The sequence below is a fragment of the Streptomyces agglomeratus genome, assembly GCF_001746415.1.
Classification (GTDB): Bacteria; Actinomycetota; Actinomycetes; order Streptomycetales; family Streptomycetaceae; genus Streptomyces; species Streptomyces agglomeratus.
The window spans coordinates 6,837,361-6,858,927 of sequence record NZ_MEHJ01000001.1 but is presented as its reverse complement, the minus strand read 5'-3'; the positions used below and the strand labels follow the sequence as shown (position 1 = coordinate 6,858,927).

The 21,567-nt window shown below is 71.7% G+C and carries 21 protein-coding genes; 10 read left to right on the top strand and 11 right to left on the bottom strand.

From position 1 onward, the window contains the following. Nucleotides 1-39: 39 nt before the first annotated feature. A complete protein-coding gene (locus AS594_RS29980; RefSeq protein ID WP_069935509.1) occupies nt 40-4,530 on the top strand; it encodes an aminotransferase class I/II-fold pyridoxal phosphate-dependent enzyme in 4,491 nt (1,496 codons plus the stop codon). Nucleotides 4,531-4,537: 7 nt separating this feature from the next. Continuing rightward, on the top strand, nt 4,538-5,275 hold the full coding sequence (locus AS594_RS29975) for a methyltransferase (RefSeq protein WP_069935508.1): 738 nt from the start codon (nt 4,538-4,540) through the stop codon (nt 5,273-5,275). Here AS594_RS29975 and AS594_RS29970 read toward each other — a convergent pair. Further along, nucleotides 5,268-7,100 (bottom strand): glycoside hydrolase family 15 protein, encoded by a 1,833-nt coding sequence (locus AS594_RS29970; RefSeq protein ID WP_069929934.1) that lies wholly within the window; start codon nt 7,098-7,100, stop codon nt 5,268-5,270. The two genes, AS594_RS29975 and AS594_RS29970, sit on opposite strands and share 8 nt — an antisense overlap. 222 nt (nt 7,101-7,322) lie before the next feature. On the opposite strand from AS594_RS29970, the gene AS594_RS46375 reads away from it, so the two are divergent. Genes AS594_RS46375 through AS594_RS29955 form a run of 3 tightly spaced genes read left to right on the top strand, consistent with a single transcriptional unit; the run spans nt 7,323 to nt 9,226 of the window. Then, the gene (locus tag AS594_RS46375; RefSeq protein ID WP_069935507.1) at nt 7,323-8,042 is read left to right on the top strand and encodes a PEP/pyruvate-binding domain-containing protein; all 720 of its coding nucleotides are present in this window, start codon (nt 7,323-7,325) and stop codon (nt 8,040-8,042) included. 3 nt (nt 8,043-8,045) lie between these two features. Next, nucleotides 8,046-8,669, top strand: coding sequence for a hypothetical protein (locus AS594_RS46370; protein WP_069935506.1), 624 nt, complete (start codon nt 8,046-8,048; stop codon nt 8,667-8,669). Beyond that, nucleotides 8,618-9,226: a fused DSP-PTPase phosphatase/NAD kinase-like protein gene (locus AS594_RS29955; RefSeq protein WP_240509104.1), complete on the top strand. Its 609-nt coding sequence runs from the start codon at nt 8,618-8,620 to the stop codon at nt 9,224-9,226. The genes AS594_RS46370 and AS594_RS29955 overlap by 52 nt, the downstream gene beginning before the upstream one ends. Nucleotides 9,227-9,310: 84 nt before the next feature. On the opposite strand, the gene AS594_RS29950 is transcribed toward AS594_RS29955, so the two are convergent. Continuing rightward, nucleotides 9,311-9,946 carry a DUF305 domain-containing protein gene (locus tag AS594_RS29950; RefSeq protein ID WP_069929932.1) on the bottom strand — a complete coding sequence of 212 codons (636 nt, stop codon included), beginning with the start codon at nt 9,944-9,946 and terminating at the stop codon, nt 9,311-9,313. Between the two features lie 88 nt (nt 9,947-10,034). Continuing rightward, nucleotides 10,035-10,523, bottom strand: a complete 489-nt coding sequence (locus tag AS594_RS29945) for a DUF6153 family protein (protein ID WP_069929931.1) — start codon at nt 10,521-10,523, stop codon at nt 10,035-10,037. Between the two features lie 278 nt (nt 10,524-10,801). Here AS594_RS29945 and AS594_RS29940 point away from each other — a divergent pair, with 278 nt between their 5' ends. Together AS594_RS29940 and AS594_RS29935 are read left to right on the top strand one after the other, a co-directional pair. After that, nucleotides 10,802-11,503 carry a lysophospholipid acyltransferase family protein gene (locus AS594_RS29940; RefSeq protein ID WP_069929930.1) on the top strand — a complete coding sequence of 234 codons (702 nt, stop codon included), beginning with the start codon at nt 10,802-10,804 and terminating at the stop codon, nt 11,501-11,503. Nucleotides 11,504-11,566: 63 nt separating this feature from the next. Continuing rightward, the gene (locus AS594_RS29935; protein WP_069929929.1) at nt 11,567-12,613 is read left to right on the top strand and encodes an NAD-dependent epimerase/dehydratase family protein; all 1,047 of its coding nucleotides are present in this window, start codon (nt 11,567-11,569) and stop codon (nt 12,611-12,613) included. A 60-nt stretch (nt 12,614-12,673) separates the two neighbouring features. Here AS594_RS29935 and AS594_RS29930 read toward each other — a convergent pair whose 3' ends face one another. The 8 genes from AS594_RS29930 to AS594_RS29895 form a co-directional block, all read right to left on the bottom strand. Beyond that, complete coding sequence (locus AS594_RS29930) at nt 12,674-14,215, bottom strand: alpha/beta hydrolase (RefSeq protein WP_069929928.1); 1,542 nt, start codon at nt 14,213-14,215, stop codon at nt 12,674-12,676. A gap of 225 nt (nt 14,216-14,440) precedes the next feature. Next, nucleotides 14,441-15,208, bottom strand: coding sequence for an urease accessory protein UreD (locus tag AS594_RS29925; protein ID WP_176733085.1), 768 nt, complete (start codon nt 15,206-15,208; stop codon nt 14,441-14,443). Beyond that, the gene (gene ureG, locus AS594_RS29920) at nt 15,205-15,882 is read right to left on the bottom strand and encodes an urease accessory protein UreG (protein WP_069929927.1); all 678 of its coding nucleotides are present in this window, start codon (nt 15,880-15,882) and stop codon (nt 15,205-15,207) included. Before ureG ends, AS594_RS29925 begins: the two co-directional genes overlap by 4 nt. Before the next feature lie 30 nt (nt 15,883-15,912). Beyond that, nucleotides 15,913-16,641, bottom strand: a complete 729-nt coding sequence (locus AS594_RS29915; protein ID WP_069929926.1) for an urease accessory protein UreF — start codon at nt 16,639-16,641, stop codon at nt 15,913-15,915. 2 nt (nt 16,642-16,643) lie between these two features. Beyond that, nucleotides 16,644-18,365 carry an urease subunit alpha gene (locus AS594_RS29910; RefSeq protein WP_069932098.1) on the bottom strand — a complete coding sequence of 574 codons (1,722 nt, stop codon included), beginning with the start codon at nt 18,363-18,365 and terminating at the stop codon, nt 16,644-16,646. Next, nucleotides 18,358-18,669, bottom strand: a complete 312-nt coding sequence (locus AS594_RS29905; protein WP_069929924.1) for an urease subunit beta — start codon at nt 18,667-18,669, stop codon at nt 18,358-18,360. The genes AS594_RS29910 and AS594_RS29905 overlap by 8 nt, the downstream gene beginning before the upstream one ends. 16 nt (nt 18,670-18,685) lie before the next feature. Then, the gene (locus AS594_RS29900) at nt 18,686-18,988 is read right to left on the bottom strand and encodes an urease subunit gamma (protein WP_069929923.1); all 303 of its coding nucleotides are present in this window, start codon (nt 18,986-18,988) and stop codon (nt 18,686-18,688) included. 286 nt (nt 18,989-19,274) lie between these two features. Continuing rightward, on the bottom strand, nt 19,275-19,556 hold the full coding sequence (locus AS594_RS29895; RefSeq protein ID WP_069929922.1) for a type II toxin-antitoxin system Phd/YefM family antitoxin: 282 nt from the start codon (nt 19,554-19,556) through the stop codon (nt 19,275-19,277). A 60-nt stretch (nt 19,557-19,616) separates the two neighbouring features. Here AS594_RS29895 and AS594_RS29890 point away from each other — a divergent pair, with 60 nt between their 5' ends. The 3 genes from AS594_RS29890 (at nt 19,617) to AS594_RS29880 (ending at nt 21,552) form a co-directional block, all read left to right on the top strand. Next, entirely contained in the window at nt 19,617-20,261 is a 645-nt protein-coding gene (locus AS594_RS29890; RefSeq protein ID WP_069929921.1) for an ATP-dependent Clp protease proteolytic subunit, read from the top strand. Between the two features lie 8 nt (nt 20,262-20,269). After that, nucleotides 20,270-20,578: a hypothetical protein gene (locus AS594_RS29885; RefSeq protein ID WP_069930874.1), complete on the top strand. Its 309-nt coding sequence runs from the start codon at nt 20,270-20,272 to the stop codon at nt 20,576-20,578. A 500-nt stretch (nt 20,579-21,078) separates the two neighbouring features. Then, nucleotides 21,079-21,552: a C40 family peptidase gene (locus AS594_RS29880; RefSeq protein ID WP_069929920.1), complete on the top strand. Its 474-nt coding sequence runs from the start codon at nt 21,079-21,081 to the stop codon at nt 21,550-21,552. The last annotated feature ends 15 nt before the right edge of the window (nt 21,553-21,567 follow it).

Below are 21,567 nucleotides of genomic sequence, written 5' to 3'. Positions count from 1 at the left end.
GCGTGGCGTATGCCTGTGACCCGGACGACGCGTGGGCTCATGGCCGGTTACGTCGTCCTCGTCGCCGGTGCGACAGCAGTGTGTCTGACGCTGCCCCAGGCGCACGCGCCGCTGTGGGCGGTCATCGGTCTGGCCGGCGTCGTGGCCGTCGTAGCGGGCGTGTACATCCACCGGCCGGCGCACCGCTGGCCGTGGTGGGTGCTCGCTGCCGGACTGCTCGCCTTCGCCGCGGGAGACACGTACTACCACGTCCTCGAGCAGTACTTCGACGCGTCCAACCCGTTCCCCTCGCCCGCGGACGCCTGTTACCTGGCGACGTACCCGCTGTTCGCCGTGGGCCTGTTGGGCCTGGTCAGGTACCGGTGGGTGGGGCGCGACCTGCCGAGCCTGCTGGACGCGCTGATCTTCACCGCCGGACTCGCGCTCCCGGTGTGGGTCTTCCTCGTGCAGCCCCTCACCCGCGTCGAGGGGCTGACCTGGGTGCAGCGCGCCATCAGCATCGCCTACCCGCTCGGTGACGTACTGGTGCTCGCGCTGCTGGTACGGCTGCTCACGCCGGGATTCCTGACGGGCCGCAACCGTTCCGTGCAGTTGCTCGTCCTCGGCACCGTCACGCTGCTGGGCTTCGACATCGCGTACGGGATCCTCCAGCTCAACGGACTGTGGCAAGCCGGCACGGTGCTGGACACGGGCTGGGTGGTCTTCTACACGGCCTGGGGCCTGGCGGCGCTGCATCCGTCGATGGTGGAGCTGACCGCGCGCTCGCACCAGCCGCAGTCGCTGCTTCCGCCTCCGACACGGCTGTTGCTGCTCTCCGCGGCCGTGCTGATCGCGCCCGGGATCCTGTTGTACGAGGGGCTGCGCGGCACCGCTCAGGACGCGGCCGTCATCGCCGCCTTCTCCGGACTCCTGATCCTCCTGGTCATCCTGCGCCTCACGGGCATGGTCGTGGCCCACCGCAAGGCGGTGGCCCGTGAAGTGGCCCTGCGTACGGCGTCGGCCTCGCTGGTGTCGGCGACCACACCGCAGGAGGTGGCGCGCTCCTGCGACGTCGCCGTCGCGGCCCTGACCGGGCCGGAGGCAGGGCACGCGAGCATGCTGCTGTCGGCCGGCAGCGGCGAGGACGCGCGCGCGGGGCCGGACGCTCCCGCCGGGGGCCCCGGCGAATGGCGCGACGCCCGTACGGGCGAGACGGTGCCCGGCCCGCCGGTCACTCCGGCGCTGCGCCACACCCACGTGGTGCCGGTGACGGAACTCGGCCCGCGCATCGCCTCCCGGCTGCACCATCTGCCGAGCGCCGTGGTGTGCCCGATGATCCCGCCCGACCGGCCGCCAGGAGGCGAGCTGCCCGGTGTACTGATAGCCGCCGGCCCCACCGGACAACTGAACGAGACACGCGGCTCCTTGGAGATCCTGGCCTCGCACGCGGGGCTCGCGATGGAGCGCGTCGCGCTGCGCCAGGAGATCGTCCGCAGGGAGAGCGAGGCGTACTTCCGCACCCTGGTGCGCAACGCCGCGGACGTCATTCTCATCATCGACGAGGACAACACCGTCCGTTACGCGAGCCCTTCGGCGCAGGCCGTCTTCGGCGACGTGCACCTGGTCGGTGTGGCGCTGCCCGATCTCGTCGACTCGCGCGACCGCGACCGGGCGGCCAGGGTCCTGACGGCCATGTGGGAGGGCGACCACGGGGAGTCGCAGGACCACTGGTACGTCCCGCGCGAGAACGGTCGCATCGAGGTGCAGGTCCGGTGCCGCGACCTGCGCCACGACCGGACCGTACGCGGACTGGTCGCCACCCTGCGGGACGTGACCGAGCAGCGCCAGCTGGAACACGAGCTCACCCAGCGGGCGTTTCACGATTCGCTGACCGGCCTTCCCAACCGCACGCTGCTGCTGGAGCGCATCGAGCGCGCGCTGCTGCGCGGCCGCCGCGAGTCGTCCCTGACCTGCGTCCTGTTCATCGATCTCGACGACTTCAAGGTCGTCAACGACACGATGGGCCACAGCGTCGGGGACCAATTGCTCGCGGCGGTGGGCGGCCGGCTTTCGGAGACGCTGCGCCGCACCGACACCGCCGCCCGGCTCGGCGGCGACGAGTTCGCCTTGCTGATGGAAGACGCGAAGGAGCCCGTCGACGCCGAACTCCTGGCCGCGCAGGTCGTGCACACCCTCAACCGGCCGTTTCGCCTGACCGGCGGTTCCGTGAGCATCTCGGCGAGTGTGGGCGTGGCCACGGCGGTGGACAGCGCCGACAGCGAGGACCTGCTCAGCCACGCCGACCTGGCGCTGTACGCCGCCAAGGCCGCCGGCAAGCGCCAGTGGCGCCGGTTCCAGCCGAAGCTGGGAGTCCGCATGCTGGAGCGGCACGACCTCCAGGCGAATCTGGGCACGGCGGTCGCCAATCACGAATTCGCGCTGCGCTACCAGCCCGTCGTGGACCTCACCGCGGGTGAGGTGGTCGGTTTCGAGGCGCTGGCCCGCTGGCCGCACGCCCAGCGCGGCCTAATTCCGCCGCAGCAGTTCATCGCGCTGGCCGAGGAGACCGGGCACATAGCGCCGCTGGGGTCCTGGGTGCTGGACAGCGCCACCACCGACATCGCCGGGCTCCAGCGGGCCGCACCGCGCTCCGCGCCGTACGTCAGTGTCAACGTGTCGGGCCGTCAGTTCAGGGAGACGGAGTTCCTGGACGACGTGTGCAAGGTACTGGCGACCCCCGGGCTCTCTCCCGGGTCGCTGCAACTGGAACTCACCGAGACGGTGCTCATGCGCAGGGACGGTCAGATCGAGGCCGTCATGCATGCCCTGAAGGACCTGGGCGTACGCATCGCCGTGGACGACTTCGGAACGGGCTTCTCCTCGCTGCGCTATCTGCGGGAGTTCCCGATCGACGTACTCAAGATCGACAAGTCGTTCATCGACGACATCACGACCGACTCCCAGCAGGTCGCGCTCGTGGAAGGGATCGTCCACATCGCCGACACGCTCGGCCTTCAGGTCATCGCGGAGGGCATCGAGGAAGCGGCGCAACGCGATCTCCTCGCTCGTATGGGCTGCCGTTTCGGGCAGGGGTACCTCTTCGCCCGGCCGATGACCCTGGAGCAGGGCGCCTTCCTCCTGCGCCGTCCCAACGGACATTTCCGGCCGGCGGCCGGGCGGACCGGCGAACGGGCGGTGGCCACCCGCCCGGCCCCGCCGGCCGCACGGGCCCCTGCCGGCCCTCCGCCCGCCGCCCCCGCCCCCGAAGTCCTGGGCCCGGCCGCCCCGGAGAAGGAGAACTCTATGCGAGAAGCGGTTGCACCACCCCCGGGGGCGATCGACCCGCGCTGGGGGGATCTCGAACGTCTGCGGCTGACGAGCCCGATGAGCGACGCGGTCTTCGACGAGGTACGCGGCAGGCACATCCGCAGCGGCGACCACTGGCTGGTCGACTTCGCCTCCTGCAACTACCTCGGCTTCGACTGCGATCCCGAGATCATCGACGCGATCGAACCGGTCGTACGCCGCTGGGGAACGCATCCCAGCTGGTCACGGCTGCTCGGCAGCCCGCGGCTCTACCCCGAGATCGAGGAGCGGCTCGCCGCTCTGCTGCGCGCGCCCGACACACTGCTGCTGCCCACCGCCACCCTGATCCACGCCTCGGTGATCCCCGTCCTGGCGGGCCAGGGCCATGTCTTCGTCGAGGCGGCGGCGCACCGGACCGTGTACGACGGCTGTGTGTCCGCCCGGGGCCAGGGCGCGACGCTGCAACGCTTCCGCGCCGACCGGCCGGAGCAGCTCGACGCCCTGCTGCGCGGCGTACCGGCCGGCTCCCCCCGGCTGGTCTGCCTGGACGGTGTGAACAGCATGACCGGGAACATCCCGGACGTGCCCGAGCTGGCCGCGATCTGCCGCGACCTGGACGCGACGATGTACATCGACGACACGCACGGCTTCGGCGTCATCGGTGAACGGCGGGCCGACGAACTCTGCCCGTACGGATCGCGTGGCAACAGCGTCGTACGGCACACCGGGGAGACGTACGACAACATCGTGCTGGTCGGCGGCTTCTCCAAGGCGTACTCGTCGCTGCTGGCCTTTCTGGCGCTATCCGCGCCGCTCAAGGACCTGCTGAAGGTCGCCGCCGGTCCCTATCTGTACTCCGGCCCCTCGCCGACGGCTTCGCTCGCCACCACGCTCGCCGGCCTGGAGGTCAACGACCGCCGGGGTGACGTCGTCCGGGCCGGCCTGCACCGCAAGGCGGTGTGGGTGCTCGACCACGTCCGCGGCCTCGGCATCGCCACCCCGAACGAGGGCGCGCTGCCGATCGTGGAGATTCCGCTGACGAACGCTTCCGACCTCGACGCCGTGTCCCGTTTCCTGTGGGACAGCGGCATCTACGTGACCCTGGCGGCCTATCCGCTCGTCCCGCGCGACCGGGTCGGTTTCCGCGTCCAGATCACGGCGCTGAACTCCGACGAGGACATCGACCGGCTCAACGACACGCTGACCCGGCTGGGCGAGCGCTTCCCACTGTCCGGGCGGAGCTGAAGGAGCCGTGTCCGGACGTCCGCCGACGCGCAACGACGATGTGTACTGGGACCGCTGGCCCGTCGAGGACTACCTGGCGGAGAACTACCGGGAGCTGCACCCGTCGGACGCGGCGGTCATCGCCCACCACTCGGCGTTCTACCGCCGGTTCGCGGCCGGCGGCGTCGCCCGTTCCGTCGAGTTCGGGGCCGGTCCCAATCTGTATCCGCTTATGCTCGCGGTCGCCGCGAGCCGGCGGATCGACGCGGTCGAGGCCGGTGCGTCCGGTGTCGCGTACCTGACCCGGCAGCTCGACCGGGGCCCGGACGACAGCTGGCAGCCGTTCTACGCGCTGTGCCGGCGCCTGAATCCCGGCCTTCCGGCGACCGCCGAGGAGGCTCTGGCGCGGGTACGGGTCGTCCACGCGGACGTACGGGACCTCACGCCCGGCACCTACGGCGCCGCCTCGATGAGCTTCGTCGCGGAGGGCGTCACCGAGGACCGCGGCGAGTTCACGGACTTCTGCCGCCACTTCGTACGCTCGGTCGTGCCCGGCGGGCATCTGGTCGCGGCGTTCATGGAGAACATGCCCACGTACCGCATCGGACCCGCGTCCCGGTGGCCCGGCTGTCCGGTGGACCCGGCCGTCGTCACGGAGGTCTTCCGGCCACTGACCCGGCGGCTCTCGGTCGGCCGGATCGACGCCGACCCGACGCTGCCGGATTACGGCGATTCGGGGATGGTGCTGCTGACCGCGGTCAGGTGAGCTGCCGCTCGGCGCCCGGTCCGGGCGCGGACTCGGCCCGCTGGAGGGCGAACGCCGTGTCCACCAGGGCGATGTGGCTGAACGCCTGCGGGGCGTTCCCCAGCTGCCGCCGCCCGCCCGGGTCCCACTGCTCCGACAGCAGCCCGACGTCGTTGCGGATGCCCAGGACCCGTTCGAAGGTCTCCCGCGCCCGGTCCAGGTGTCCGGTCGCGGCCAGGGCGTCGGCGTACCAGAGCGAACACGCCACGAACGTGCCCTCGGAGCCGTGCATGCCGTCCACGGCATGCACGCCGTCCGCGCCGTGGCCGCTCTGCGCGTACCGGCGTACGAAGCCCTCGTGGTCCAGCGCCCGCATCGCCCGGACCGTGCCGCGCACCCGCGGGTCGTCGGGGGAAAGGAAACCGAGCTTGGGCATCAGCAGCGCGGACGCGTCGAGTGCGGAGGAGCCGTAGGACTGGACGAACGACTGCTGCTCCGCGTCCCAGCCCTCGCGGCAGACTTCCCGGTGCACCGCGTCGCGCATGGCCCGCCACTGCGCGGAGGCCCCGTTCCGGCCGAGGAGGTGTCCCATGCGCAGGGCGCGGTCGGCGGCGACCCATGACATGACCTTGGAATGGACGAACTGGCGCCTCGGCCCGCGGACCTCCCACAGCCCTTCGTCCGGTTCGCGCCAGTGCGTGCGCAGATAGCGCATCAGGGAGTTGACCAGGCTCCACATGTGGGACTCCAGGGGGATGCCGGCGCGCAGCGACCAGTACAGCGTGTCCAGCACCTCGCCGTACACGTCGAGCTGGAACTGCCCCACCGCGGCGTTCCCGAACCTGACCGGCCGCGCGCCCTCATAGCCGGGCAGCCATGGTGCCTCGGTCTCGGGGAGGTGCCGGTGGCCTTCGACGCCGTACACGGCCTGTAGATCGGCGGGTTCGCCCGCGATCGCGCGCAGCAGCCAGTCGAGCCAGGCCGTCGCCTCGTCCCGGTAGCCGCTGCGTAGCAGGCAGGAGAGGGTGAGGGTGGAGTCGCGCAGCCAGCAGTACCGGTAGTCCCAGTTGCGTTCGCCGCCCGCGCATTCGGGGAGCGAGGTGGTGGGGGCCGCGACGATGCCGCCGGTGGGGGCGTAGGTGAGCGCTTTCAGGGTGATCAGGGACCGTACGACGGCTTCGCGCCACGGTCCTTCGTAGCGGCACTGGGCCGTCCACTCGCGCCAGAAGTCGGTGGTCGCCTTGAGCGCCGTCTCCGGCGGCACGCACAGGGGTGCGGGCAGTCCGGTGAGGTGGGAGGGCGTCCAGGCCAGCATCAGGGTGGTCCGCCGGCCCGCCGGTACGGTGAGTTCGAGGACGGTGGCGTCCGTCCGGTCCACTGTCCGCACCGGGCCGTCGGCGCTCAGCCACAGCGAGTCCGGCCCGGCGATCGCGACCGTGCAGTTGTCGGTGACCCGGACCCAGGGAAGGATTCTTCCCTGGTGGAAACGCGGCTTGAGTTCGCTGCGCAGGGTGACTGAACCGGACAAGCCCTCCACGGTGCGCACCACGCAGGGCTGCCGGCCGCGCGGCGGCATGAAGTCCGTGACGCGCACGGTGCCGGCCGCCGTCTCCCAGTACGAATCGAGCACAAGCGTGTCCCGGCGGTATGCCCGGTGGGAGCAGGCTCCGGCGCCGACGGGCGCCACGCGCCAGAATCCGTTGTCCCCCGTGCCGAGCAGTGCGGCGAAACAGGCGGGAGAATCGAAGCGCGGGAAACAGAGCCAGTCGACCGACCCGTCCCTGCCGAGCATCGCGGCAGATTCGAGGTCGCTGAGAAGGGCGTAGTCCTCGATGGGCTTGCTCATGATCGAAGTACGCCGTCGTACACAAAGCCGCTGCCTCAATTGTACGGCAGCACGGCCCGGTCGGAGCAGCCACAGCAGCCGCCGGTGCGCGCCCCCGGCTGCTCCGACGGCCGGTGCGCCCCCCGTCCGCTGCTCCGCACAGCCGCACCTGCGATCGCGCGCGGGCGGCAACCGGTTCACAGTGGCCACAGGACCTTTCCAGCGTGACCGAAGGAGTCTGCCGTGGGCAGCGGCCTGGAACGGCTGGCGGTGATCCCACTGGAGGCCGAGGAGGCACGGAACCCGGCGCTGACCGGAGCGAAGGCGGCCAACCTCGCCCGGGCCGCCGCGGCCGGGCTGCCCGTACTGCCCGGCTTCGCTCTCATGCCCGTGGAGGCGGCGGCGGGCGTGCCGCACGGCGAGGCCGCACTGCGGGCGGCGTGGCGGGAGCTGACCGGCGAGGAGGGGCGGCCCCTGGTCGTACGGTCCTCCTCGGCTGTCGAGGACACCTCCGATTCCTCCATGGCGGGGCTCTTCGCCTCCGTACTGGACGTGCGCGGCTGGGAGAGCTTCACCGACGCCATGCGGACCGTGCTCGGCTCGGCCCGGCGCGGCGAGTCCTCCGCCGGCCCCCGCGCCGGCGGGGCGGGCGCCGGCGAACCGGCCGGCGGCATGGCGGTGCTGGTCCAGCCCATGCTGCGGACCTCGGTGGGCGGGGTGATGTTCGGCGCCGACCCGGTGGCCGGCCGGCGGGACCGGATCCTGGTCAGCGTCGTGCGCGGCGGGCCCGACCGGCAGCTGTCCGGGGCCACCCAGGGTGTCCGGTACCAGCTGACCCGGCACGGGCGCCTGGCCAGTATCGAGCCGCGTGAACTGCGCCGCCGCCGGCTGCTGGGGCGGCGGCGGATCTGGCGCCTGGTACGGCTGGCCCGGCGTGCCGAGCGGATCCTCGGCGGACCGTAGGACATGGAGTTCGGCTTCGACACGGACAACCGCCTGTGGCTCTTCCAGGCCCGCCCGATCACCGCCATGGCCCTGCGTGCCGCCGGCGGCGCCCGGCTGCTGGGGCCCGGCCCGGTCGCCGAGACGTTCCCCGGAGTGCTCCAGCCGCTGGAGGAGGACCTGTGGGTGGCGCCGATGTCGCACGGGCTGACGTTCGCCCTGGACATCGCGGGCACCGCCGGGCGCCGCAGCCTGCGCGAGCTGAGCGTGGTCACCACCGTCGACGGGCGGGTGGCGGCCGATCTGCGGCTGCTGGAGTCCATCCCCTCCGCCCATCCCGTCCTCGACTTCATCAACCCGGTCCCCGGCGCCCGGCGCGCCACCGCGGCCTGGCGGGTGGGGCGGCTGCGCGCCGCGCTGCCGCTGCTCGCGGTGGACCTGATGGCCGATGTGGACCAGGAGCTGGCGCAGATCCCGGAGCCCAGGGCGATGCTGTCCGGTCAGATCCTGACCGCGCTGGCCTGGGGCCGCAACGTCCTGTCGTCCCTCCATGCCCAGGAGTCCCTGGCCGGCTCGCTGACTTCCCCGCTCGACGAGTGTCCCTCCTCGGCTACGCCGTGCTGTGGGCAGCCTTCACCCTGGGCATGATCGGCGCCCACGCGATGGCTTCCCAGAAGGAGTCGTCCGGCGTACGGATGGCCGGGATCAACCACTTCAAGGCGGTCGACGACAAGTTGTGGCGCGGTTCCGCCCCGCGCGCGGACGGATACCGCGAGCTCGTGGCCCGCGGCGTGCACACGGTGGTCGACCTGCGGGCGGAGAAGCTGTCCGCGGAAGAGCTCGCCGTACCGCAGAAGGCCGGGCTGAAGGTCGTCCGTATGCCGATCCGGGACGGGCAGACGCCCACCAACGGGCAGGTCGCCACCTTCCAGGAGACCGTGAAGTCGTCCGAGGGGCCGGTGTTCGTCCACTGCGGCGCCGGCGTCGGCCGCACCGGCTCCATCACCGCGGCGTACGTCGTGAACACCGGGGAGGCGACCTCCAGGCAGGCCGCGCTGCGCACCCTCGCCGTCGGCCCGCCGTCCATCGAGCAGGTGTGGTACGTGCTCACGACCGGCCGGGACGAGCCGAGCCAGCCGCCCGCCGCCATCGAGGCGTTCAGCCGCATCTTCGACGCACCGCGCCGGATCATGGCTTCGTTCTGACGCACCGGCAGCTCTCGCCGGACGTGGTGTCAGCGAGCGGTACGGGGGCGGCCGTCGGTCGCCCCCGTACCGCTGTCCGTGCGATCAGCCCGTGCCGAGCAGCTTGTTCATACGCGCGATCTCGGCGCTCTGCGAGGTGACGATGTCACCGGCCATGTCCTTGGCGGGCCCGTAGACCCCGTCGGACCGCTCGGTCCTCGCCATCTCGACCGCGCCTTCGTGGTGTTCGACCATCATCGTGAGGAACGCGGTGTCGAACGCCTCGCCGGACGACTTCTCCAGCTTCTCCATTTCCCCGGGCGTCATCATCCCGGAGCCGGAGTGGCCGGTGTGCTCTCCGACTCCGGTTCCCGCGGGGACCTTCTCGCCCCAGGCGGTGAGCCAGCCGGACAGCGTCCTGATCTCCGGGCCCTGCGCCCGCTTGATTTCGGCGGCCAGCTTCTTGACCTCGGCGGACCCTGTCCGGGTCGCCGCCAGTGCCGCCATGTCGACAGCCTGACGGTGGTGCGGGATCATCCCCCGCGCGAAGGAGATGTCGGCGGCGTTCCGCTCGCCCCGCCCGTCGGGGGCGGCAGAGGTGGTGCCGTGGCCGTCGTGGCGGGACGAACCGTCATTTCCCCCGCCGTCATTTCCCCCGCCGCAGGCGGCGAGCAGGACAGCGGCGGTGACGGTTGCGGCCAGCGCGGCGGCGCGGCGGACCGGGGAACTGTGTGCGGTCATGGTGGTGCGACTCCTGTGGATACGCGAAGTGACAGGGCATGGCTCGAAGCGCCGCACCGGCCGCACAGGCCGGGCGCGCCGGGGCCGCCTATATGCGCAGGAGTTGGAGTTCGCTGAGGGAAGGCGGGGCGCGGCCGTCGCGCGTCACCTCGGGGACGAGCGCCGTGACGTCCGCTGCCGGACAGACGACGACGTCTGCCCGCGCCGGCGGGGCTGTCGCGGGCGCTCCGCTCGTGCCCCCGGCGGCGCACGTGGAGTCGGCGTGCTCGACGTGTCCCCCGGCGTCGCCCTCGCCGTGACCGGCGTGGGCGCAGTCCGCGCCGCCGGCCGCGTCGGCGTGCGAGGCGGTGGCGGACGCGGCCGTGATCGCAGTCGTGGCCGTTGTCGTGGTGAGCGCGCCCGGAGCGGGCGCGCCGGGGGCCGCGTGGCGCACCTGCGGCGCGGCGGAGCCGGGTGCCGGAGGAACGACCGGCCCCAGCCCGTGCATGGCCACCAGACCCGCCAGTACGGTCAGCACGAGCAGCGCGTACAGCCGCACCCCGAGGGGCCGGGCCGCGCACCACGTCTGCTGACTCATGCCGGCATCCTAGTCAGCGCGCCCGCGGGTCCGACGCCCGGCCGGCCGTGGGGCCGGCGCCCGTACCGGGCCGGCACCGAAGCCGCCCGCTGCTCGCCGCTCGCCGCAGGGTCCCGTGTCTGATGCCGGGTCAGTAAAGTCGGCATTGGGTCGGCATGACCCGAAGAGAGACGGTTACCCGGGACGACGGCTGCACATAGGCTGTCGGTCACCGAGATGTCACTGACCTGGCAGAACGCAGCCCTGGAGCCCGATCCGGCCGAGCTAGGAGCCGCCCCGTGTTCTACTACGTGCTCAAGTACGTCCTCCTCGGGCCGTTGCTGAGGCTGCTCTTCCGGCCGAGGATCGAGGGGCTCGAACACATCCCGGACGAAGGCGCCGCGATCGTGGCGGGCAACCACCTGTCGTTCTCCGACCACTTCCTGATGCCCGCGATCATCAAGCGGCGCATCACCTTCCTCGCCAAGGCCGAGTACTTCACGGGTCCCGGCCTCAAGGGCCGGCTGACGGCCGCGTTCTTCCGCAGCGCCGGTCAGATCCCGGTCGACAGGTCGGGCAAGGAGGCGGGGAAGGCGGCGATCCGCGAAGGGCTCGGGGTGCTGAGCAAGGGCGAACTGCTCGGCATCTACCCGGAAGGCACCCGCTCGCACGACGGCCGCCTCTACAAGGGCAAGGTCGGGGTCGCGGCGATGGCGCTCCAGGCGCGGGTGCCCGTGATCCCGTGCGCGATGGTCGGTACGTTCGAGATCCAGCCGCCGGGACAGGTCGTACCGCGCATCAAGCGCGTCACGATCCGGTTCGGCGAACCGCTGGACTTCTCGCGCTACGCGGGCCTGGAGAACGAGAAGGCGGCGCTCCGCGCGGTCACCGACGAGATCATGTACGCCATCCTCGGGCTCTCCGGCCAGGAGTACGTCGACCGGTACGCGGCGGAGGTCAAGGCGGAGCAGGCGAAGAAGTTCCCGAGGCTCCTGCGCTGACGGCGGATCAGCGGACGGCGAAAGTTCCCCGTCCGGGGCTCGCGCGCCCCTAGCGTCCTTCCCATGACCAAGGGAAACGCGTTCGTCATCGGAGCCACAGGACAGATCGGGCGGGCGGCCGTACGGGCCCTCGCCGAGGACGGCTGGGACGTGACCGCCGCGTCGCGCGGCGGTGGCCGCGACGAGAGGTGGCCGCAGGAGGTACGAGCGACGGCGCTCGACCGGGAGGACGACGCGGCGCTCGCCGCCGCGCTCGGCGAGGGCTGCGACGTCCTGGTGGACATGGTCGCGATGGAGGAGCGGCACGCGGCGCAGCTGACCGGGCTGGCGGACCGGATCGGCTCCGCCGTCGTCATCTCCAGTGGCGCCGTGTACGAGGACGACAAGGGGCGCAGCTTCGACACCCAGGCCGAGCCCGACGGCTTTCCGCGCTGTCCGGTGCCGATCCCGGAGACGCAGCCGACCGTGGCGCCGGGAGACGCGACGTACGGGACCAGGAAGGTCGCGGTCGAACGGCGGCTGCTGGCGGCCGCCGACCGGCTGCCGACGACCGTCCTGCGGGCGGGCGCGGTCCACGGGCCGTACTGCCGGACACCGCGCGAGCTCCACTTCGTCAAGCGGGTGCTGGACGGCCGGCCGGTGCGCGTCCTGGCGCACGGCGGGCGCAGCCGGTTCCACCCGGTGCACGTCTCGAATCTCGGGGAGCTGATCCGCCTGGCGGCGGCGCGGCCGGGTGCGCGGGTGCTCAACGCGGGCGATCCCGACGTTCCGACGGTCGCGGAGATCAGTACGGCGATCGACGCCGTCATGGGCGTACGGAGCGAGCTGGTGCTGGTGGACGGGTCCCCGCCGGTGGGCACGGTCGGCGAGACGCCCTGGAGCGGCGTCCACCCCGTCGTCTACGACATGTCCGCCGCCGAGCGGGAACTGGGCTACCGGGCTGTCACCGGTTACGCCGACTCCCTGCCCGCCACCGTGGAATGGCTGGCGGAGATGCTCCGTCGCCAGGACTGGCGGGAGGCGTTCCCCAAGCTGTCGCAGCGGTACGCCCACGACGGCGACGGGCCGTTCGACTACGCCCAGGAGGACGCCTGGCTCGCCTCCCGGTAGAAGCGAACAGCAGGGAGGGGGCGCCCGGAGTCCCGGACGCCCCCTCCCGTGTTCGGACCGTTACGGCTTCGGCGTGGCGTGCGGGGCGCAGGTCACGTCGCGGCTGTCGGTCTTTCCGGTGAGGAGGTACGTGTCGACCCGGTCGTTGACGCAGGGGTTCGTGATGCCGGTGACACCGTGCGAGCCGGCGCCCTTCTCGGTGATCAGGCGCGAGCCCTTGAAGCGCTTGTGCAGCTCGACGGCGCCCTCGTAGGGAGTGGCGGCGTCACGCTCGGCCTGCACGATCAGGACCGGCGGCAGCCCCTTGCGGGACTTGACCTCGAGCGGTGTCTGCTGCTTCGACGACCACGTGGCGCAGGGCAGGTTCATCCAGGCGTTGGCCCACGTCATGAACGGGTGGTCCTTGTGCAGCCTGGTGTTGTCCCGGTCCCACGTCTTCCAGTTGGTGGGCCACTTGGCGTCCGCGCACTCGACGGCCGTGTAGACGGCGTTGCCGTTCTCCGAGGACGCGTTGCCCGCGGTGTCCGCCATGTCCGGCGCGATCTCGTCGACGAGTGCCTGCGTGTCGCCGGCGACGTACTTGCTCCAGACCTCGGCGGTGTGCGCCCAGGCGGAGTCGTAGTACGGCGCGCTCTGGAAGAAGCCGATGAGCTCGGCGGGGCCGACGACGCCGCCGATCGGGCTCTTCTTGGCGGTGGCGCGCAGCTTCAGCCACTGCTGCTCGACCTGCTCGGGGGTGTTCCCGAGGTGGTAGGTGGCGTCGTTCTTGGCCACCCACTGCTTCCAGTCGTCCCAGCGCATCTGGAATGCGACGTCCTGGTCCAGGTTGGCCTGGTACCAGATCTTCTCCTTCGACGGGTTGACCACGCTGTCGACGACCATGCGGCGGACGTGGCCCGGGAACAGCGTTCCGTAGACCGCGCCGAGGTACGTGCCGTAGGAGACGCCGAGGAAGTTCAGCTTCCGCTCACCGAGCGCGGCGCGGACGACGTCCAGGTCGCGTGCGGTGTTCGGGGTGGTCATGTGCGGCAGCAGCCAGCCGCTGCGCTCCTGGCAGCCGTCCGCGTACTCGGCGGCGAGCTTGCGCTGGGCGCGCTTGTCGGCCTCGCTGTCGGGCACCGGGTCGAGCTTCGGCGCCTTGACGAACTCCTGCGGGTCGACGCACGAGATGGGCGAGGAGTGACCGACACCGCGCGGGTCGAAGCCCACGAAGTCGTACGCCTTGGCCAGCTTCGTGTAGATCGGGTTCTTCTTGGTGACGCGGGTGGGGAAGCGCATGCCCGAGCCGCCGGGGCCGCCGGGGTTGTAGAGGAGCGCGCCCTGGCGGTCCGCCTCGGAGCCCGTGTTGCCGACGCGGTCGACGGCGATCTCGATCTTCCGGCCGTTGGGCTTGGCGTAGTCGACCGGAACGGTGACCCAGCCGCACTGGATGGGCTTGTCGAAGCCCCAGTCGGCCGGGCAGTCGCGCCAGTCGATGCCCGCCTTCGCGGCGCGGTACGCGGCGAGCTGCACACCACGCGCCTCGGACGAGCTGGTGACGCGGGTGGTGCTGGTGCTGCGGCCCTCGGCGCCGGCAGCCGGCGCGGCTATCGCGCCGGCCATCAAGGTGCCCGCTATGAGAGTGCCGGCGGAGCCGAGCGCTGCTGAACGTCTCAAGTGGTGCCTCCCCCTATAAGTGTTGAGCCGTGCGTGACGGCAGTGGTCATGGTCAGTGGCCGTACGGGCGAATCCTGTCGTCTGAAGGGGCTCCGGCAACAGGCTGCACTGGTGTTCTTTACCAATCCCATAACCGGCGAGCCGTGTCCCGCTGAGCGGTGCACATGGCGGTCACCCAAATGTCTGAAGTGCTCCGTCGAGTACCCGCCGCAGCACGAGTGCGTCGGCCGCCACGGCCGTGACCAGCACGGCGGGCCCGGCGAGCGGTGTCAGGACCGCGCTGTCGCCCAGCAGGGCCGCCGCGGGAGGGTTGCGCTCGAAGCCCGGGTCGACGACGAGGAGTTGGCCGGTGGCCCGGTGTCCGCCGAGCACCGCGCCGCCGTCCCAGCCGCCGGGCGCCTCGGGACCGTACGACAGTTCCTGGTCCAGGAGCGGACGGCCCGCCCGGTGGACGGTGAGCCGGGTCGTGAGCGTGCCGGGCTCCTCGCCGTACCGGCCGAGGATCTGCTCCTCGCGCAGGACCAGGCGGGCGGAGGTGGCGAGCTCGACGCGGGTGGTCATCCGCAGGTCGCTGCCGTGGGCCGAGATGAGCGGTTCCGGCAGCCAGCGCAGGCACGCGCCGGCTCCGGCCGTCAGCCGTACGTCGTAGCGGGCGTGGGCTCCGCCCCGGCCGGGCAGGGCGACCGTGGCGGCGGCGGAGTCCACGGCGAGCGCGGCGCCGTCCTCTACGTCGGCCTCGACGGCCAGCCGGTCCCCGCCGAGCGGTGCGCTCATCGCGCCCACGACGGTGACACGGGCGTACGCGCCGGCCGCGCGCGTACGGCGCAGGGCGAGCGGCCCGTCGCTCTCCAGGACGGGAAGCCGGGTGCCGCCGAGGCCGTCGGGCACGGCGGTGATCCTGGCCGTCGCTTCGATGCCCGCCGGCGCGGCGGTGGTCACGCGCACCAGGCGGCGAGCTGCGAGCGGACCCAGTCGGTCACCGGCTTCACGCCGTCCTCGGAGGTCAACGAGGTGAAGACGACCGGCAGTTCGCCACGCTGCTCCCCGGCGTCGCGGGCCATGCGGCCGAGGTCGGAGCCGACGTACGGAGCGAGGTCGGTCTTGTTGACGACCAGCAGATCGGCCGTCGTGACCCCCGGGCCGCCCTTGCGCGGGATGTCGTCGCCGCCCGCCACGTCGATGACGAAGACCTGCGCGTCGACGAGCCCCTTGGAGAAGGTGGCGGTGAGGTTGTCGCCGCCCGACTCGACCAGGATCAGGTCGAGCGGTCCCACCGCGTCCTCCAGGTCCTCGACGGCTTCGAGGTTGGCGGAGATGTCGTCACGGATGGCCGTGTGCGGGCAGGCCCCGGTCTCGACGGCCTGGATGCGCTCGGGCGGCAACACGGCGTTGCGGAGCAGGAATTCGGCGTCCTCGCGCGTGTAGATGTCGTTGGTGACGACGGCGATGGACAGCTCTTCGCGCAGCGCGCGGCAGAGGGCGGCGACGGTCGCGGTCTTGCCGGAACCGACCGGGCCGCCGAGCCCGATGCGCAGCGCGCGCTTCGTGCCGTCGGGGCGGGCGGCGTCGGCGCTGACGGCGGGGGTCGTCTCGTGGCTGTGGTCGAGGTGCATGGCGGGGCGGCTCCTGAGGGTGTAGCGGTGTTACGAGGCGAAGAGGCGTACGGGCCAGGCGGCGTGTGCCTGTGCCGTGATGTCGAGCAGGGGGGCGGAGGCCGCCGGCAGCGCGCCGGCGCCTTCCGTCAGGGCGCGGTGGGCGGCGTCGGCCGCGCGACGGGCGACCTGGTCGAGTTCGGGCGCGAGGCGGGCGAGGACGGCGGTGGCCTCGAAGGGGTCCAGGCCGAGCAGGCGTACGACCGCGGTCGCGGGGCCGCTGACGCTCTCGTACACCACGCAGTGTGCGGCGTCCTCGGGCCCGAGCCCGGCGGCCCGGGCGGTGACCCCGAGCACGACGGGCTGGTGGGCGCCGCGCGGGCGCGCGGCGGCGAGGGTGTCGAGCGCGTCGCACGGCCAGGTGGCGCGGGCGGCGCGCATGAGCTGCCGGCCGAGCTTGCGCGCCGTCGCCCGCAGGGCGGGTGACGGCGTACGGGCGTCGGCGGCCTCGTCGAGCGCGAGCGGGTCCACACCGGCTGCCGCCGCGGCGGCCAGGGCCGCCGAGGTGAGGCCGGTGGTGTGCAGGCGGCCCCGGCAGAAGGCGGCAAGGTCCGCGGCGTCGCGTACGCGCCCCGCCTTGACGGCCGCTTCGGCGCCGCCGGAGTGGGCGTGGCCCCCGGCGGGGAACCGCCCGTCCGCGAGGACGAGCAGGGCGGCCCGCGCCGCTCCGGGCGCTGTCGCCGGCGTGCCGGGGGTGGAGGCGTCCGTGGTCGCGTCCATGGTCAGAAGAGGAAGTAACGCTGGGCCATGGGGAGTTCCGCGGCCGGTGCGGGTTCGACCGCGTCACCGTCGATCGTCACCGTGAAGGTGTCGGGATCGACTTCGACGCGCGGGAGGGCGTCGTTCTCGCGCATGTCGGCCTTGGTCACTCCTCGGGTGTTGCCGATGGCCACGAACCGCTTGCCGAGCCCGAGGCGTTCGGGCAGCCCGTCCTCGATCGCCGCCTCGGCGACGAAGTTGAACGAATTGGCGGCGGGGGCCCTGCCGAGCGCGCCGAACATCGGCCTCGGCATCACCGGCTGCGGCGTCGGGATCGACGCGTTGGCGTCACCCATCTGCGCGTACGCGATCTGGCCACCCTTGATGACGAGCTGCGGCTTGACGCCGAAGAAGGCGGGGTCCCACAGCACGAGGTCGGCGAGCTTCCCGCTTTCGACGGAGCCGATCTCGTGACCGAGGCCCTGGGCGACGGCCGGGTTGATCGTGTATTTGGCGACATAGCGACGCGCACGGTGGTTGTCGGCGCGCCCGTCGCCCGGCAGGGCGCCGCGGCGCTTCTTCATGACGTGAGCGGTCTGCCAGGTGCGCAGCGCGACCTCCCCGATCCGGCCCATCGCCTGCGAGTCGGAGGAGATGATCGAGATGGCGCCGAGGTCGTGCAGGATGTCCTCGGCCGCGATGGTGGAGGGCCGGATCCGTGACTCCGCGAAGGCGAGGTCCTCCGGCACGGCCGGGTTGAGGTGGTGGCAGACCATCAGCATGTCGAGGTGTTCCTCGATGGTGTTGACGGTGTGCGGCCGGGTCGGGTTGGTGGAACTGGGCAGGACGTACGGCTCGGAGACGACCGTGATGATGTCCGGCGCGTGCCCGCCGCCGGCGCCCTCGGTGTGGTACGCGTGGATGGTGCGCCCGGCGATGGCGGCGAGGGTGTCGCCGACGAACCCGGCCTCGTTCAGCGTGTCGGTGTGGATGGCGAGCTGCGCGCCGGTCTCCTCGCAGACGCGCAGGCAGGCGTCGATGACGGCAGGTGTCGCACCCCAGTCCTCGTGGATCTTGAATCCGAGCGCGCCGCCCCGCAGCTGGGCGTGCATGGCGTCGCGGGACATGGTGTTGCCCTTGCCGAGCAGCCCGATGTTGACCGGGTAGTGCTCCAGCGCCTCGAACATCCGGGCCAGGTGCCAGCCGCCGGGCGTGACCGTCGTGGCCTTGGTTCCCTCGGCGGGCCCGGTGCCGCCGCCGACGAGCGTGGTGATCCCGGAGGAGAGCGCCTGGTCGACGACGGTCGGCGAGATGAAGTGGACGTGCGCGTCGATGGTTCCGGCGGTGAGGATCTTCCCGTTGCCGGCGATGATCTCGGTCTCGGGGCCGATGACCAGGTCCGGGTGTACGCCGTCCATGGTGTCGGGGTTGCCGGCCTTGCCGATGCCGGTGATCCGCCCGTCCCGCAGGCCGATGTCCGCCTTGACGATGCCCCAGTGGTCGAGGATCACGGCGCCGGTGATGACGGTGTCGGGTGCGCCCTCGGCCCGGGTCGTACGGGCCTGGCCCATGGACTCGCGGATGACCTTGCCGCCGCCGAACACCGCCTCGTCACCGGCGCGTCCGGGGCCGCCGCAGCGGTCCTCCTCGATCTCGATGAGCAGGTCGGTGTCGGCGAGACGGATGCGGTCGCCGGTGGTGGGGCCGAACAGGTCGGCGTACACAGGGCGCGAGAGCTCAGGCATCGAGGGCACCTCCGGTCTCCCCGCGCAGACCGGCGACGACGCGTCGCCCGGCGACGGGGACGAGTTCGACGTCGACGGGGATGCCGGGCTCGAAGCGCACGGCGGTGCCCGCGGCGATGTTCAGCCGCAGGCCGCGGGCGGCGGCGCGGTCGAAGTCGAGGCCGGGGTTGGCCTCGGCGAAGTGGTAGTGGGAGCCGACCTGGACGGGCCGGTCGGCCGCGTTGAGGACGGTGAGGCGGGTGACGGCGAGGCCCTCGTTGAGGGCGACGGGCTCGTCGGCGTACAGGATCTCTCCGGGGATCATCGGCCGCGTCTTTCCGTCAGGCGATCGGTTCGTGGACGGTGACGAGCTTGGTGCCGTCCGGGAAGGTCGCCTCGACCTGCACGTCGTGGATCATCTCGGGGATGCCCTCCATGACGTCGGCACGGGTGAGCACCTTGCGCCCGGAGGCCATGAGTTCCGCGACGCTGAGGCCGTCGCGGGCGCCTTCGAGGATGTGCGCGGTGATGAGCGCGATCGATTCGGGGTGATTGAGCTTCACGCCGCGCGCGCGGCGCTTCTCCGCGACGTCCGCCGCCACATGGATGAGCAGTCGTTCCTGCTCGTGCGGGGTCAGTTGCACGCGTGCTACCTCCAGTCGTACCGCCGGGCCGCCCGGACGGGGGCAGGCGGAAGCCAACGCGTCAGCGGGGTCGAGGACGGTAGCGGAACCACTTCGTCCACCCCGGGCGCAGCGGGACCCTATCCGACTTCAACACTCTGTTGACCTGCGTTTTCTGACCGCCGGGCCAGGCATTGCACGTTAGAGCGGAAGTTTTTCCAACGCGTTAACTGGCCCTTTGCGCGTCCATGGTCATCCACGCGGCCGACGCGTGCGGGCAACCGGAGCGCGGACCCCCGTACGGGCGTCAGCTGCCGGGAGTCTCGCCCCGGCGCTCGGCGGCGATACCGAAGCGCCGCCGTTCGCCCGGAGCGGACGCGGCGGAGCCGATCGTGGAGACCGAACTGATCACCGACTCATCGGCCTCTTCCTGCGCGCCCTCCAGTCGTGCCAGGTCAGCGGCGGAAACGAGCGCCACCAGCGGCTTCCCGTGCCGGGTCACGACCACGCGTTCACCGCCGTATACGACGCGGTTGATCAGCTCCGCCAGTTCTGCCCGGGCTTGCGTCACCGGAATCTCGTAAGCCATGCTCCCCATAGTACGAGCTGTACGTCCTGTACATTTTTTACACAGAGCCGGAGGCGCCGCATGAACCGACCCCTTTCCCACCGCGCCCGCTACGTACTTCCCGAGTTCACCGAGCGCACCGCCACCGGGAGCCGCACGGTCGATCCGTACGGGAAGCTGCTCGACGAGCGGATCGTCTTCCTGGGGACGGCTGTCGACGACACCGCCGCCAATGACGTGACGGCGCAGTTCATGCACCTCGAACACGCCGCGCCCGACCGGGCCATCTCGCTCTACATCAACTCCCCCGGCGGCTCGCACACCGCCATGTCCGCGATCTACGACACCATCCAGTTCGTCAACTGCGACGTCGAGACGATCTGCCTCGGCCAGGCCGCGTCCTCGGCCGCTCTGCTGCTCGCGGCCGGCACCCCGGGCAAGCGCCTCGCGCTGCCGGGCGCCCGGGTGCTGCTCCGCCAGCCCTCCATCGACCGTCCGGTGCACGGCCGGCCCTCCGACCTGGAGATCGAGGCGCGGGAGTTGGCGCGGACGCGGCAGTTGCTCAGCCGGCTCCTGGCGCGGCACACCGGGCAGAGCGCCGACCGGGTGGACGCCGACATCGAGCGCGACAAGGTGTTCACCGCCGAAGCGGCCCTGGCGTACGGCCTGGTCGACCATGTCGTACCGAGCCGCAAGGGCTCCCTCGCGTCCTCCCCGACGAGGTGAACCCGGCCGTGCTGCCGCCCGAACTGCCGCCGCTGCCCGCACTGACCCGCGCCGAGTGCGAGTTCGTCGACCGCTACCTGGAAGTCGTCGATCTGGTGGGACGGATCAATCCGGCGCACGGCGCCGACACCTACGGCGCCCTGCGGGCCGCCCAGGCCCTCGCGGGGAAGGCCGCCGGCCTGCGGGACGCCCTGACCCTCATGCACGAGCGGGGTGAGGCGCGCGTGCACGCCGCCACGCTCACGCGGGCCTTGCGGGTGCTCGACGGAGAGCGCCGGGCGGGTCGCGTCACCCTCCCGCCGGTGTCCGCGAGTTGAGAGACACGCGGCGCGGCTACCCCATTGGCGTACCAGAAACGCTCATCCAAACGGGGTAGGAAATACCTGAACAGCGGTACGCCCCAACTTGCGCAACACGCCTGCACACCGGGCGGAATGAGGCATTCCGCCGCTGGTACGGGCGTCGCCGGGCACCGACGCCCCGCCCTCCGGACAACCTTGTCCACCCGAACGGGTCATCGGTGAGGAGCCTCACAAAACGCCGTCTCAGCTCGGAAATCCGGTGGTTCATGAGTCAAGATCCCTGGGACGACAAGCCCCCGCCACCGCGGCGGGGCGGTCCGGGCGGACGCCGAGTCCTGCCGCCGTCCCGGATGACTGGTCGACAGGAGTGCATCGGCAGGAGTGGAGGACCCAAGCAGTACGGGGTGACCGGAGACGGTCGTCCCTCGGGGTGAAGCCGCAGCACGCGGCCGGGCATCTTCGCCTGTCCGAACCCGACAGGTCATCCTTCACAGGCGGCTGACGAAGGGTTGCGCATGACCGCGCACAAGAACGTTCCGTCCGTACTGTCCCGGGCCGGAGCCGCTTCGGCTCTCACCCTCGCCGCGATCGGCGGCACGATGCTGGCGCCGGGGGCCGTCCCCGAGGCACACGCCGCGGCGCATTCGACGAAGGCGCTCAACATCGCCGCGTCGAAGAAGGGCGCACCGTACAAGTACGGGGCGGCCGGCCCGAGCCGGTTCGACTGCTCAGGGCTGACGCTCTATTCGTACAAGAAGGCCGGCAAGAGCCTGCCGCGAACGGCGCAGTCCCAGTACAACAAGACCCGCCACATCTCCGCCTCCAGCCGCAAGCGCGGCGACCTGGTGTTCTTCCATTCCGGACGCAGCGTCTACCACGTGGGCATCTACGCGGGGAGCGGCAAGATCTGGCACTCCCCCAAGTCCGGCTCCGTGGTCAAGCTGGAGAAGATCTGGTCCAAGAGCGTCTGGTACGGCCGGGTGCGCTGAATATTGCGTGTCGCC

Bases quoted from the DNA above. Each gene is read 5' to 3' on its own strand.
- AS594_RS29980 (WP_069935509.1), top strand. From the start codon at position 40: ATGGCCGGTTACGTCGTCCTCGTCGCCGGTGCGACAGCAGTGTGTCTG.
- AS594_RS29970 (WP_069929934.1), bottom strand. From the start codon at position 7,100: ATGAGCAAGCCCATCGAGGACTACGCCCTTCTCAGCGACCTCGAATCT.
- AS594_RS46370 (WP_069935506.1), top strand. From the start codon at position 8,046: ATGGAGTTCGGCTTCGACACGGACAACCGCCTGTGGCTCTTCCAGGCC.
- AS594_RS29950 (WP_069929932.1), bottom strand. From the start codon at position 9,946: ATGACCGCACACAGTTCCCCGGTCCGCCGCGCCGCCGCGCTGGCCGCA.
- AS594_RS29945 (WP_069929931.1), bottom strand. From the start codon at position 10,523: ATGAGTCAGCAGACGTGGTGCGCGGCCCGGCCCCTCGGGGTGCGGCTG.
- AS594_RS29935 (WP_069929929.1), top strand. From the start codon at position 11,567: ATGACCAAGGGAAACGCGTTCGTCATCGGAGCCACAGGACAGATCGGG.
- AS594_RS29930 (WP_069929928.1), bottom strand. From the start codon at position 14,215: ATGGCCGGCGCGATAGCCGCGCCGGCTGCCGGCGCCGAGGGCCGCAGC.
- ureG (WP_069929927.1), bottom strand. From the start codon at position 15,882: ATGCACCTCGACCACAGCCACGAGACGACCCCCGCCGTCAGCGCCGAC.
- AS594_RS29915 (WP_069929926.1), bottom strand. From the start codon at position 16,641: ATGGACGCGACCACGGACGCCTCCACCCCCGGCACGCCGGCGACAGCG.
- AS594_RS29910 (WP_069932098.1), bottom strand. From the start codon at position 18,365: ATGCCTGAGCTCTCGCGCCCTGTGTACGCCGACCTGTTCGGCCCCACC.
- AS594_RS29905 (WP_069929924.1), bottom strand. From the start codon at position 18,669: ATGATCCCCGGAGAGATCCTGTACGCCGACGAGCCCGTCGCCCTCAAC.
- AS594_RS29895 (WP_069929922.1), bottom strand. From the start codon at position 19,556: ATGGCTTACGAGATTCCGGTGACGCAAGCCCGGGCAGAACTGGCGGAG.
- AS594_RS29890 (WP_069929921.1), top strand. From the start codon at position 19,617: ATGAACCGACCCCTTTCCCACCGCGCCCGCTACGTACTTCCCGAGTTC.
- AS594_RS29880 (WP_069929920.1), top strand. From the start codon at position 21,079: ATGACCGCGCACAAGAACGTTCCGTCCGTACTGTCCCGGGCCGGAGCC.